Below are 13,325 nucleotides of genomic sequence, written 5' to 3'. Positions count from 1 at the left end.
TGGGTACCTCCGTGAGTCGTGCCGCGCCGCGCGAGCCCTTGCCCGACGGCGTCGGTGACGGTTGATGGTCGTGCTAGATTAGGGCCGGGCATCGATCGGGTGGGAGTGACAAGTGTGGCGGGATTCGCTTGATGCATTGACGTGCTACTCGCGGACTCGCACGCCGTGGACGCGCTGATTTCCGCGGCGGCGCGCGCGCTCGCGGCCGGCGATCCGCTTGGCGCGCTCGACCGCGTCGCGTTGCGCGACGACGCGCCGGCGCTCGCGCTGCGCGGCATCGCGATGGCGCAGCTCGGCGATTTCGGGCGCGCCAAGGCGTTGGTGCGCGACGCCGCGCGCGCGTTCGGCGCGCAGCATGCGGTGGCGCGCGCGAGATGCGTGGTCGCCGAAGCGGAGATCGCGCTGGCGTCGCGCGATCTCGCATGGCCCGTCAAAACACTCGACGCTGCGACCGCCACGCTCGACGCGTACGGCGATCGCGTCAATGCCGCGCATGCGCGGTATCTCGCGGCGCGGCGTCTGCTGCTGATCGGCCGTCTCGACGAAGCGGAGCGCAAGCTTGCCGCGCTCGATCCCCGGCCGTTTCCGCCCGCACTGCGTGCCGCGCATGAACTGGTCGTCGCGGGAGTCGCGCTGCGGCGTTTGCGCAGCGGCGCCGCCCGTGCCGCGCTGGCGCGGGCCGGACGCGCGGCACGCGAGGCCGGCATTCCGGCGTTGATCGCGGAAGTCGAAAGCGCATCGGTGGCACTGGGCAAACCGGCGGCGCGCATGATCGCGCATGGCGAAGAAGAACCGATCCCGCTCGATGAAGTCGAGAAGCTATTGACCTCGAATCGCGCTGGCGGCGCGTTGATCGTCGACGCTTGCCGCTACGCGATCCGCGATGCGAACGCGGCGGTTGCGCTCGCGAGCCGACCGGTGCTGTTTGCGCTCGCCCGCATGCTCGGCGAGGCATGGCCCGACGACGTGCCGCGCGACGCGCTCGTCGCACGGGCGTTCCGCGCCAAACGCGCTGACGAATCGCATCGCGCGCGGCTGCGCGTCGAGATCGGCCGGCTGCGCACGGCGCTCGGCACGCTCGCGAGCGTCAGCGCGACGACGCGCGGCTTCGCGCTCGCGCCGCGTCACGCCCGCGAGGTCGTCGTGCTGGCGCCGCCGGTCGAAGGCGAGCATGCGGCGCTGCTCGCGTTTCTGTCGGATGGCCAAGCGTGGTCGAGTTCCGCGCTTGCCCTCGTGCTCGGCGCGAGTCAGCGCACCGTGCAGCGCTCGCTCGACTCGCTCGCCGCGGCCGGCAAGGTGCAGCCAGTGGGCGAGGGGCGCGCGCGCCGCTGGATGACGCCGCCCCTGGCCGGATTCGCGACGGCTTTGTTACTCCCTTCCCCGTTCCCTTCATGATTAGGATGGCCACCATGAACCGCTCTGCCGCCAGAATCGTCCGTGAATATGGGCCCTTTACGGGCGTCGACAAAGTGCATGGCGTCACCTACGACGGCCGACTGGTGTGGATCGCGACCGGCGAACGGCTCGACGCGTTCGATCCGGCGAGCGGCGAGACGCTGCGCTCGATCGCGGTGCCCGCCGACGCGGGCACGGCCTTCGACGGCGAACACCTGTTCCAGATCGCGCACGGCCGCATCCAGAAGATCGACCCGCAGAGCGGCCGCGTGCTGTCGACGATCGCGGCGCCCGGCGACGGCGGCCAGTCGGGGCTGACATGGGCCGAAGGTTCGCTATGGGTCGGTCAGTATCCCGAACGAAAAATCTATCAGGTCGATCCGGACACTGGCGCGGTGCTGCGCACGATCGAGTCGAATCGCTTCGTGACCGGGATCACGTGGGTCGACGGCGAGCTATGGCATGGCACGTGGGAAGGTGACGAGAGCGAGCTGCGGCATCTCGATCCGCGCAGCGGCGAGGTGCTCGAGCGCGTCGAGATGCCGGCCGGCGCGGGCATTTCCGGACTCGAATCGAACGGCGCGGATCTGTTCTTCTGCGGAGGCGGCAGCAGCGGGCTCGTTCGCGCCGTGCAGCGTCCCGTGCGAGAGAGCGACTCGCAATTGCCGGTCGATTCGACGAGCGAGTGATTCATCATGCAAGCAGCGCGTCCTCGTTATCGGCGCTGGTATTTGGCTTACTTGTACTCGCCGATAACGTAAGTCATCGTTGGTAAACGAAGTATTCCATTGCGTTACTCTTATCGCGAGACTACTCCCCATACGCGGGCCGCCTGCAGCGACTTCTAGCAGGCCGTGGCAAAGCACCCAGCCACCGCCGGATAGCGGTCCCGTCATCTCGCTTCTTCAGCCTCGCCCCACCAGTGCTCGCATCAGACCCACCGACGCGGCGCATGCGCCACCACCCGGTACTCGAATAGCGGTGGAACGTACATCACGTCGCTTCCCGGCTACAAATAGACGATCGACGCTCAAGGAGCTTGTCGTCCCTCTTCCTGCGGGGCGTCCAGTCCAAACCGCAACACCCTCGGATGCTGCACCGCACACGCGAAGCATTCCGAGTGTTTTTCAACAGTAGCGGGGAATTGAGAGCATTTTCGCTGCGCCCGCAACAACTACGACGGTTGGTTCTCAGCTTTATTTTCGTCTTCGTTGCTTGCCCGTGCATTGCGGCTGTTCGAACAGATGTGATCAGAACCAAGCCAGGTTCACGCTCCAATCCTTATCGTTAGCAGACATACGCCTTACACAAACCCTTCATATTATTCGCTCGTTTTACTAAGTCTTGCCCCACACAAGCGGTTGCCGATACAACTAACAAAGGGTCCCCAAATGTCATCGCATCACAAAATGCGCCCAGCGCTTTGTCTAACGTCCGTTGCCGCTGCCTGCGTGCTCGCAGCTTGCGGCGGAAATTCGGATAGCCCCTCTGCCAGCAACAACAACGGTGGCACGACCGCCGGCACGACTTACTCGGGCGTGGTCGCCGCAGCCGCCTTCGTCCCGGGCAGCTCGAGCGGCAACCCAACCTTGAAGGCCGGCTACTACTCTGGTGCCACCGTGTTCGTCGATGCCAATGGCAACGGTGTGCTCGACAGCGGCGAAGCCTCCGCGAAGACCGACAGCAACGGCCATTTCTCGTTGACCACGACCGCCACCGGTCCGCTCGTCGCTGACATCACGACCTCGGCCACCAACACGGCAACGGCCGCCAAGGTCGCCAGCCACCTGATCCTGCGTGCTTCGGCCGACCAGATCGCCGACCAGGGCGCCACCAAAGTCGTGATCAGCCCGATGTCGAGCGAAGTGCAGCGCCTCGTCGAAGCCAATGGCAGCAAGTACGCGACCGAGAAGGCTAATCTGTCGACCCGTCTGTCCGGCCCGGCATTCAACAACGCCTCCGTGACGGTTTCCGCCGGCGACGTCCTGGCCGACGCCAACACCCTGTCCGGCGCCGAGCAGTACGCGGTGCTGTTCGAAGAAAACGCACTGACGAACCGCTACACGTACGCCACCGCGAAGCTCGATCGTGGCGACAAGTACCCCGATGCGCTGGCCGTTGCCGGTGGCGACCCCACCCTGACCGGCGTTTCCGGCATCACCGCTGGCGAAACCATCCCGACGGATACGCGCAAGGCGATCACCTTCGCACAAGCCCAGCAGGCTGCGTTCAACGTCGAAGCGATTCCGCGTTACGACAACGTCTTCGTGATCATGCTGGAGAACAGCAGCACGAACCGCATCAAGGGTTCGGCGTACATGCCGGCGGTCAACTCGATGATCACCAACGGCAACTACTTCTCGACCTACTTCGCGACCGGCAACCCGTCCGAGCCGAACTACACCGCCCTGGGCGGCGCCGACGACTTCGGTATCGGCGACGACAACTGGTGGGGTTGCGCCGCCGCCGGCGCCAACGCCCCGACGGACAAGGCTTTCGCCGGCGGCACGGCTTCCGACGGCCAGCCCCTGCCGTCCCACGTCGCGCTGCCGCCGAACGACCCGATCATCGGTACCACCGCCGGCGGCGCCACCGTGGCCGTTGGATCGCTGCTGTCCAATTACACCGCGGCCACCAACCAGACGTGCTCGACGGACGGCACCGGTTCCGTCGCCAACCACAACATCATGAACGCGCCGAACCTGTTCACGCAGATTTCGAGCGCGGGCCTGACGTGGCGTACCTACAGCGAATCCTTGAACCCGGGTCAGGATCCGCGCGCCGACAGCCTCGGTGACACGGGTGTATCGCAGGCCTACAACCAGACCGACGGTAGCATCACCGTGACGGGCACGCCGTTCGCCATGCCCGGTTCGCTCTACAAGACCAAGCACCATCCGGGCATGGCCTATCAGAACGTGCGTAGCCTGCCGGAGTTCTTCGCGAACAACCGCACGATCTTCGGTACCCAGTACTACACGAATGCGGCCGACCTGACCAACACCACGCTCTACAAGGTTCCGACCGGCTACAACGTCGACCAGTTCAGCACCGACCTGGCCAAGGGCGACGTCGGTACGCTGAACTTCATCATGCCTGACCAGTGTGATGACCTGCACGGCGCCGGCAGCGACGGCACCTGTAAGGACAGCACGACCGCCTCGGGTACCGTTCCGGCTCATGCGCTGCTGACCCGCGCCGACTATTACACCAACGCCGTGGTGCAGAAGATCAAGGCCTCGCCGCTGTGGCAGAACAAGCAGCGCAACGTTGCCATCGTGGTCATGTTCGACGAAGGCAATGGCATGTCCAACGGTGCCGGCAGCTCGTGCTGCGGCTGGGACGTGGGTGGCAAGGCTACGCAGATGCAGAACGCGGACGGCAGCTGGACTCCGGTTCAGGCGAAGTACGGCAACGGCAACAAGGGCCATGGCAACTCGATCTTCGTCCTGATGACCAACCAGCAAGACGTGGGCGCCGCGCCGAAGGGCGTCGCCGACAGCGATACGTACAGCCACTTCTCGTTCGTGCGCACATTGCAGGACATGTTCCAGCTGGCCGACCCGGCTGTTCCGACCTCGTACGCCAACCGTTCGAAGTACACGGAGTCGTACATTGCGCAGAACATCGCCAACCTGCCTGAGTACGCTGGCAGCGCCGACACGCACTACGACGCGGTTCGTCCGATGAACCACGCCTACGTGATTCCGGCCGGCTACACGCAGAAGTTCCAGACGGGTGACGTGAGCGATCCGGCGCAAGTTGGTCCGGACGCGACCCAGAAGAACCTGTGGGCGACGAAGTAATAAAAAGCACTAAACGGTAAGCACGCGCAAGCGTGCCATTCATCAAGCAGTAGCCTGCGCGGGAGAGCGGTTCGGCCGCTCCCCCGCCAGCTGTTTTATCGAACAAAGCCGGGGGAGTAGCGATGCGCAAGGTTTATGCGGGGGCGCTGTATGTCATCTTGTCGACACTGGCCGCTTGCGGGGGCGGGGGCTCGTCACAGTCTGCTTCGACAGACGCAGGCACGGGCTCCTCGGGCTCCACGGGGTCGGCGCCCACGAGCAAGCTGAGCGCTGCGGCCCAGGTCGGCGAGAAAATGTTCTTCGACAAGAACCTGTCCGGCGGCAAGAACCAGGCATGCGCGAGCTGCCACGATCCGGCGTATGCCTATGGCCCGCCCAACAGCCTGGCGGTGCAGCTGGGTTCCGATGGCGTATCGGAAGGCCAGCGCGCGGTTCCCTCGCTGCGCTACAAGTCCATGACGCCCGCCTACGACGACAACGCCTCGAACCCGGACGGCATCACGGCGAACGCGCCGGGCGGCGGATTCATGTGGGACGGCCGCGGCAAGACGCTGGCCGACCAGGTGGCGCTGCCCCTGCTCAATCCCATCGAGATGAACAACGCCTCCAAGGACGCGGTGGTGCAGGCGGTAAAGAGCTCCTCGTATGCCGCACAGTTCACGGCGGTGTACGGCCCGGCCGTGTTCGGCGATACGGACACGGCGTTCCAGGACATCGGACTCGCGCTGCAGGCCTACCAGAACGAGGACCCGAGCTTTGCGCCGTATTCCAGCAAGTTCGACCTGTATGCGAACAACAAGATCGGCGGCACGTTGACGCCGGCCGAATTGCGCGGGATGAACCTGTTCAACGATACCGATCGCGGGGCCGGCTGCGTGGCCTGCCATTTCATGGGCGCCAACTTCAACGGCTCGAACGCGCTGGGGACCGACTTCACCTATCAGGCGATCGGTGCGCCGCGCAACGACACGTCGATCCCGGACAATCCGAACCCCATCGCGGCCAACCTGAAGGCGAGCTACTACGACATGGGGCTGTGCGGCCCGATCAATAACGGCAGCTATGACAGCCACACGCCGCTTTCGGCCACCAGCGGCGCCGGTCCGGACCCCTTTACGGGCGTGAACAACCCGGATCCGTATTGCGGCCGCTTCAAGGTGCCGACGCTGCGCAACGTCGCCGCGCGCAGCGCCTTCTTCCACAACGGCGTGTTCCACTCGCTGGAGCAGGTGGTGCGCTTCTACAACACGCGCGACACCAACCCCGAGTACTGGTATCCGTCCACGGGTGGCGATTCCACCAGGCTGACCAGCAACCCGAGCTATGCGCTGCAACCCACCTATGCAGCGGGCGCGACGGTGAACATGTTCAACGATCTGCCGGCCGCCTACCAGGGCAATATCGACGAGGAACTGCCGCTGGGGCAGGGCCAGACCGACGCGGGCGGCACCACCGCGTTGAACGGTGCGCAGCCGCGTGCTGTCCATTCGGCGCCGCAACTGTCGGATCAGGACGTGCAGGACGTGATCTGCTTCCTGAATACTTTGAGCGACGGCTACCAGCCTGCCGCGACCCAGCCCACGAGCGGTAGCTGCGTGAATTGATCTTTTTGAATACTTGAACTATCCACGATGATGCATTTTTCGAATCCGGTGCGCGGCACTGCCATTGCGGTTTCCCTGACGGCGTTGTTCCTGCTGGGCGGTTGCCAGAACAAGGCCGAGCCTACCGCGGAGAACTTTACCAACACGATCACGCACTACCTGGCCGATCGCGGCCACCTGTGCGTGGCGAAATACGATTGGCCCATCCACGTGGCCGATCAGGACATCGTGGTCACGCATTCCCGCGATGCGCTGCAATTGCCGGTGATGGAAAAGCTGGGCCTCGTCAAGAGCACCGTCATGACGCTCGAGCGCACTGGCGAGGACGGGGCCAGGATCGAGGCGCCGGGACGCGAGTATGTGCTGACCGACGAAGGCAAGCAGTTCTACCTGCACAAGCCGGTGGTGGTGGCGACGCCCGGCAAGACGGTCACGCACGACGCCGATTTTTGCGTGGCCACGCTGACCCTGGACAAGGTGGTGGGCTGGGAGCCGCCCCAGACTCACGACGGCGAGACCAGGACCTCGGTGCTCTACACCTATAAGATCGACCCGGCGCCTTTTGCCAGGACTCCCGAGTTCCAGCGAGCGTTTCCCATGGTGGCGCGCGTGATCGAAGGCGCGGGCACCATGCAACTGCGCGAAGGCGTGCGCTTGACCAAGGACGGCTGGGTAGCGGAAGAATATCTCGTTCGATGATCGTTGAGTTCGCCGACGCCGTATTCCAAGGCGATCGTTCCCGCACGTGGGCCGGTCCATGCCGCTGCGCCAGGACCAGGTGCACCCTTACGGTGTCCCCGCTGGACTCAGCCCCGTGCTCGCAAAATAAATCACGAGAAAATACAGCAGCACATAGAGCGCGTAGGTCTGCCCGTTGCCGGTATAGACGCGGCGTATCCGAGCCGCCGCCACGAGCGCGAAGTGCGATATGCCGCGCCAGAACATCTGCGCGACCGGCGGCACCGTGCGGCTCAGGATCGGCCGGTAGAAGTGGTAAAAATCCGGGGCGTTGCGCGCATTGCCGCGGCGGCTGCGGTAGTACAGCACACTGAGCCCGAACACGATCGCCGTGACGATCAGTACGACGATCACGACCGGCGTCGGATTCCAGAACCCGTAGATGCTTTCGAGCGACATGCCGCCCCACACCAGTGTCGCCGCGAACTGCGGATCGATCGCGGCCGACACCGGTTCGAGCAACACCTTCGGAAAGAACGACAGGACCACGATACCGACCACGAACAGCAACTGCGGCACCAGCAGCATCACAGGCGCTTCGCGCACCTGCGGCCGCTGCGGCGGGCGCGGTTTGAGGAAGACGCCGTTCAGCAGGCGCAGCATGTACAGAAAGCCGGCGCAGGTCGCGATCAGCCCGCACACGGCGAGCCCGTACCAACCCTTGTCGGTCATTGCGCTCAGTAGCAGCCATTTGCCGCCGAAGCCCATCAGCGGCGGCAGGCCCGACATCGAGACGAGCGCGATCACGACCATCGCGAACGTGAGCGGCATCTCGCGCGCGAGGCCGCCCACATCGGCGAAGTTGCGCGTGCCGGTGCGCGAGATCACGCCTGCGAGCGCGAGGAACAGGATGCCCTTCACGAACATGTGATTGGCGACCAGATACAGCGCGGTGACCCAGCCGAGATGGCTCATCAGGCCGATCGCGGCGACGATATAGCCGGTCTGGCTCATGCTCGACAACGCGAGCATCCGTTTGAAGTCGTTCTGCCGCAACGCCATCAGCGCGCCGAACAGGGTCGTCAGCATGCCTATCCAGGTCATCGCGTGCGCGAGTTCGAGGCCGACCTCCGAGCGTATCGTCAGATAGGTGCCGATCAACAGGCCGAACATCGCGACCTTGCTGACCACTGCCGACAGCATCGCGGTCACGTCGTCTTCCGCTTCGGTGTAGGCGCCCGGCAGCCATACGTGCACGCCGATCGCGCCGGCCTTGATCAGGAAGCCCGCCGCGAGCAGCACGAACGCGCGGTTCGCCTCCGGTCCCGAATGGATCAAAGCTGACAGCGCGATGCTATCGTCGATCGCCGCGACGTTGGCGAAGCCCGCCAGGAGGAAGAACGCCGCCAGCAGCGAAAACAGCAGGAAGGTCAGCACATGCGGTCCCGCGCGCCGGCACTTCGCGATCAGGAAGCACGACGACAGCGTGATGATTTCCCAGCTATAGAAGAACTCGAGCGAGGTGGATGAGCGCAGCAGCGCCGGAATCGACAGCGATAGCACGACGAGCATCGGATAGAAGCCGGCGCGCACGTCGTCGCGATAGAGACTCGCCGCTGCGATCACGAGGCTGCCCGCGAGCAGCAGCCAGGCGAACAGTCCGGCGATACCGCGCGAGCCCTCGCAGAGGAGACTGCCGATCAATCCAATCGCGATCACCGCGAGCACGCCTTTCACGCGCCCCGGCAGACGATCGGCCGCATAGAACAGCGCACCCGCCGCGAGCGGCGAGAAGATCCACGCCGACGCGACGCCCGAGAACACGGCTGCCATATAGGCCGCCGCGATCAGCAGCACGGCGACGCCGAACAGCGGCAACAGCGCGGCGATGTTCGGCCGGGCTTTGGCCTCGACGTCGGACGGAGCCAGCGCGCGCACGAACCAGTGGAACATATAACCCGCTTCGAGCAGCGAGCCGGTCAGGATCAACACGATCCAGTACGGCTTGTCGGCGGCGGTCAGGCGCATCACGAGTTCCCACTTCGCCCAGAAGCCGGGGAATGGCGGCAGTCCCGCGATCGCGACCAGGAAGAGGCCGAGCAGGCCGATCAGCAACGGGCTGCGCGACAGGATCGCGCGAGCATCGTCGCCGTGCCGCCGCAGCACGCCGATCAGCCAGAACAGCCCCGCCTTCGCGAACAGATGGTTGATGAAGAGCCCGCCGACGACGAGCGGGATCGATGCGTCCGCGCCGATCTGGCGCAACAACGCGAGCGACAGCATCAACAGCGCCATCTGCCCGATCGACGAATAGCCGAGCAAGCGTTGCGGCTTCGTCTGCTTGATCGCGAGCAGGTTCGAGAACAGGAACGTGACGCCGCCCGAGACGGCGAGCAGCGTCAGCAGGCCGTCGAACAGCGGCAGCAATTTCAGCAGCGCGAAAAACACGCCCGCCGATACGCCGACCGATACCATCGCGCCGACGCCGCTCGGCGCGGTCTCGTAGACGTCAAGCCCCCAGCCGTTGGCTGGAAACGGCTTCAGCTCGATCACGAGACCCGCGAACACGAGCAGGATCGCGGTCGTGCCGATCGGGCCGCCGAACTGGTCGCGCAGCGACAGCAGTTCGTCGATGTTCAGCGTGCCGCTCACGTAGTAGAGCAGCACCGCGCCGAGCAGAAAGAGCGTCGACGCGATCACGGTCGCAAAGATGTACTTGAATGCGGCGGCGAGCGCGGCGGGCGTGCGCTCGAGCCCGAACAGGCCGTATGTCGCGATCGACACGATCTCGAGAAACACGAACAGGTTGAACAGATCGCGGGTCATCACCATGCCGTCGATGCCCATCACCAGAATCAGGTACAGCAGCAACGCCGCGTAGTTGCCGCGCAGACGGTCCCACAGATGCAATGCGCCGAGCAGCGCGACCACATTGACGCTGAACGTGAAGAAGCCTTCCCACAAGCCGAAGCGCAGATTGATCGACACCGGCGGCAACGCGCCCGCGGTCAGCACCTCGATCGTGTCGCCGCCGTCGAGCAGGCCGTAGAACGACACGCCGGAGACGAGCACGATGCCGCACAGCGCGATGAAAAAGCCGAGCGTGAGCCATGGCTTGCCGAGCCGGTACAGCAGCGGAATGACGAAGCCGCCGCCGAGCCCGAGAATGAAGATGTGCAGCGGATGAAACAGCGCGGCTACCATTTCGACTCGGTGAAGGCGTCGATGGAAAGCGTCTTTCTGGCGGCATGAAGACGGATCGCGAACGACAGCATGATGGCGGTGACCGATAGCCCGATCACGATCGCCGTGACGACGAGTGCCGATGGAATCGGATCGATCGCGCGGTGCGCGGCGGCGGATTTGCTGAGCGCCGCGTCGATGATCGGCGCGGTGCCGCCCGTGACGTAACCGGTCGCGACCATCACGATGTGCAGGCCCGTGTCGATCACCGCGAAGCCGATGATGATGCGCAGGATGTTGCGGTGGGTCAGCATGCCCCACAGGCCGATCAAGGAAAGGCAGAAGCCTGTGATCAGCAGGATCTTCGAAACCGGGATGCCCGTGCTCATGCGCTCTCCTTCTCGTTCAGCTTCTGAACCGGTCGATGATGACGCTAAGCTCCGCGCCGACCTTGACGCCGAGCAGCGTGGAAATCAGCGGGATCGCGCCGGCGCTGAAGAACGCGCCGAACTCGCCGCGCGGCAGAAAGCGCGGGTCGAGAAAACCGCCCGCGAGCACGAGGCCGAGAATGCCGATGCACACGTAGATCACGCCCGCGAGCGACTCGACGACGCTCAGCAGCGCGACGTTCAGCGTCGAGCGGGGCCGCGCGAGCAGCATCAGCATCACGGCGGACGCGACGATCGCGCCGCCCTGGAAACCGCCGCCCGCCGACAGATGCCCGTTGACGATCACGTAGCCGCCGAAGGTGAGGATCATCGGCAGCAGCACCTGCTTGCCGGTATGTACGATCTCGCCGGCTGGGCGGCGCGCGGGCGCGGATTCGTCCGCCGCAGCGGCGGAAGTCGCGTTGCTTTCCTCTTTCAGCAGCACGCCGACGCTCGCCGCGACCATGAATAGCACCGCGACTTCGCCGAGTGTGTCGAAGCCGCGAAAGGTGATCAGAATGCCGGTCACGATGTTCGGCGCGCCGAGTTCGAGCGGCCCTCTGACGACGTAGTACCAGGCGAGCGGGCGCAGCGCCTGCAACTCCGTGTAGCCGCCGACCAGCCGCCAGAACACGACCGCGAACAGCAGCACCGTCAGCAGCGCAAACGCGCGACGCATCATGATTCGGCCTCCCCCGCGGTGCGCCCGCCTTCGTCGGCGAGTGCGTCGGTGATCGTGGACGAGGTCATCGGCGTGCGGATCAGCCAGGCGGCGCGCGATAGCGCATGCGAGGACACCGGGTTGGTCACGAGCACGAAGTAGATCAACAGGATCAGACGGAAGGTCCAGTTCGGGTGATAGAACGCGAGGCCGATCAGCACGAGCATGTTGCCGAGCGTCGACGCCTTGGTGCCGGCCTGAATGCGCGTATACGCATCCGGCATGCGCAGCAGCCCGAGGCCGGCGGAGAACAGAAAGACGGCGCCCACCAGGATGAACACGCTGCCGATCAGTTCGAACATGCGCTAGCCCTTCTGATAACCGGTTTTGCGGATCGCGTACAGAAAGATGAAGGTCGCGAGTCCGGAACCGATCGCGGCTTCGGCCATCGCGACGTCGGGCGCGGCGAGCAGCAGGAAGGCTATCGCGGCGAACAGGCTCGCGAGCCCCGAGCTCACCATCGCGGCCAGCAGATTCTTCAGGCAGACGGCCAGTACGCCGCTCACGAGGATGCTCGCGCACATCAGCAGCAGGAGCAGTTCGAGCATGGCTCACAGCCCCCTTTCGAGAAAGCGCGCAATCGCGAGCACCGCGAGAAAGCTCAGCAGTGCATAGACAAGTGCGACGTCGATATAGACGAAACGACCGGAGACTTGCGCGTACAGCGCGATCAGCGACAGCGAGACGACGGTCAGCATGTCGATCGCGACGATGCGGTCGACGAGGGTCTTGCCGATCACGAGACGGATCACGCCGAACAGGATCGCGAAGAAGATCAGCACGGCGGCGATCCGGAGCATGATCTCAGCCAAAGATTTTCTCCAGATGCTTTTCGAACGGTGCGACGAGTGCCTCGGTCGCTTCGTCGATATCGGTCGTCTTCACGTCGAGCCAGTGAATGAATAGTATGTCGTCCCGAATATCCATGACGAGCGAGCCCGGCGTGAGCGCAATAGAATTGGCGAGCGCGAGACGGCCAAGCGGTGTTTGGAGGCGCGTGCGAACCTTGACGATGCCGGGCTTGATGTCGATACGCGGCGAGTACACCAGCGCCATCACGTTCAGATTGGCGCGTACGAGCTCGACGACGAAGGTCGCGCTATACGCGGCGAAGTGATACGGTGCGCCTGGCGTTAGACGTAGGCGCTGCCATGCTTCGCTCGACGATACGAAGACACGCGCGATGACGAAGGTAATGGCGAGACCGACGAGTGCGGGTTCGACGGCGAGCGATGCATTGGCGATCATCCAGATGACGAACAGGACGACCCAGAGGCCAGGCATTCCCCGAGGAACGAACGACGACATCGGTTTTCCGTTGTTCGCAGCCATGTCATCGGTTCCTCAGGAGCCCTTGCGGAAAATTCTAAGTGACAATTTGTGGCAAATCAACCGGCGCACGGTTGTCTGCCGGTGGTCGTTTTGCGAGCGTCAATGCGCGCGGCGCTTATCGGCTGCTCATCGAGTGAATCAGTGTCATTGCGATCTTTTCAATAAAATGGCGCGCGAA

At 64.4% G+C, this 13,325-nt stretch carries 12 protein-coding genes; 5 read left to right on the top strand and 7 right to left on the bottom strand.

Features of this window, described 5'->3' with window-relative positions:
- The first annotated feature begins 165 nt into the window (after positions 1-165).
- The 5 genes from OKW41_RS18235 (at position 166) to OKW41_RS18215 (ending at position 7,504) form a co-directional block, all read left to right on the top strand.
- Positions 166-1,395 carry a helix-turn-helix domain-containing protein gene (locus tag OKW41_RS18235; protein ID WP_429573498.1) on the top strand — a complete coding sequence of 410 codons (1,230 nt, stop codon included), beginning with the start codon at positions 166-168 and terminating at the stop codon, positions 1,393-1,395.
- 14 nt (positions 1,396-1,409) lie between these two features.
- Positions 1,410-2,084: a glutamine cyclotransferase gene (locus tag OKW41_RS18230; protein WP_429447168.1), complete on the top strand. Its 675-nt coding sequence runs from the start codon at positions 1,410-1,412 to the stop codon at positions 2,082-2,084.
- A gap of 702 nt (positions 2,085-2,786) precedes the next feature.
- Positions 2,787-5,201, top strand: coding sequence for an alkaline phosphatase family protein (locus OKW41_RS18225; RefSeq protein ID WP_429573497.1), 2,415 nt, complete (start codon positions 2,787-2,789; stop codon positions 5,199-5,201).
- Between the two features lie 122 nt (positions 5,202-5,323).
- Positions 5,324-6,805 carry a cytochrome-c peroxidase gene (locus OKW41_RS18220; protein WP_429573496.1) on the top strand — a complete coding sequence of 494 codons (1,482 nt, stop codon included), beginning with the start codon at positions 5,324-5,326 and terminating at the stop codon, positions 6,803-6,805.
- 27 nt (positions 6,806-6,832) lie between these two features.
- A complete protein-coding gene (locus tag OKW41_RS18215; protein ID WP_429447174.1) occupies positions 6,833-7,504 on the top strand; it encodes a hypothetical protein in 672 nt (223 codons plus the stop codon).
- An 87-nt stretch (positions 7,505-7,591) separates the two neighbouring features.
- Here the strand turns inward: OKW41_RS18215 and OKW41_RS18210 are convergent, their stop codons facing one another.
- Genes OKW41_RS18210 through OKW41_RS18180 form a run of 7 tightly spaced genes read right to left on the bottom strand, consistent with a single transcriptional unit; the run spans position 7,592 to position 13,147 of the window.
- Positions 7,592-10,687, bottom strand: coding sequence for a complex I subunit 5 family protein (locus OKW41_RS18210; RefSeq protein ID WP_429573495.1), 3,096 nt, complete (start codon positions 10,685-10,687; stop codon positions 7,592-7,594).
- Complete coding sequence (locus OKW41_RS18205; protein WP_090810587.1) at positions 10,681-11,055, bottom strand: sodium:proton antiporter; 375 nt, start codon at positions 11,053-11,055, stop codon at positions 10,681-10,683. The genes OKW41_RS18210 and OKW41_RS18205 overlap by 7 nt, the downstream gene beginning before the upstream one ends.
- A 16-nt stretch (positions 11,056-11,071) precedes the next feature.
- Complete coding sequence (locus OKW41_RS18200; RefSeq protein WP_184059171.1) at positions 11,072-11,776, bottom strand: Na(+)/H(+) antiporter subunit B; 705 nt, start codon at positions 11,774-11,776, stop codon at positions 11,072-11,074.
- Positions 11,773-12,117: a monovalent cation/H(+) antiporter subunit G gene (mnhG, locus tag OKW41_RS18195; RefSeq protein ID WP_090810583.1), complete on the bottom strand. Its 345-nt coding sequence runs from the start codon at positions 12,115-12,117 to the stop codon at positions 11,773-11,775. Before mnhG ends, OKW41_RS18200 begins: the two co-directional genes overlap by 4 nt.
- Positions 12,118-12,120: 3 nt before the next feature.
- A complete protein-coding gene (locus OKW41_RS18190) occupies positions 12,121-12,363 on the bottom strand; it encodes a hydrogenase subunit MbhD domain-containing protein (RefSeq protein ID WP_018422732.1) in 243 nt (80 codons plus the stop codon).
- Positions 12,364-12,366: 3 nt separating this feature from the next.
- Complete coding sequence (locus OKW41_RS18185; protein WP_018422733.1) at positions 12,367-12,627, bottom strand: monovalent cation/H+ antiporter complex subunit F; 261 nt, start codon at positions 12,625-12,627, stop codon at positions 12,367-12,369.
- Complete coding sequence (locus OKW41_RS18180) at positions 12,620-13,147, bottom strand: Na+/H+ antiporter subunit E (protein ID WP_429573494.1); 528 nt, start codon at positions 13,145-13,147, stop codon at positions 12,620-12,622. Before OKW41_RS18180 ends, OKW41_RS18185 begins: the two co-directional genes overlap by 8 nt.
- Positions 13,148-13,325: the final 178 nt, after the last annotated feature.

It is taken from the genome of Paraburkholderia sp. UCT70, assembly GCF_050434085.1.
GTDB classification, from domain to species: Bacteria; Pseudomonadota; Gammaproteobacteria; order Burkholderiales; family Burkholderiaceae; genus Paraburkholderia; species Paraburkholderia tuberum.
The sequence above is the reverse complement of the archived record's forward strand: the minus strand, read 5'-3'. Positions and strand labels throughout refer to the sequence as shown.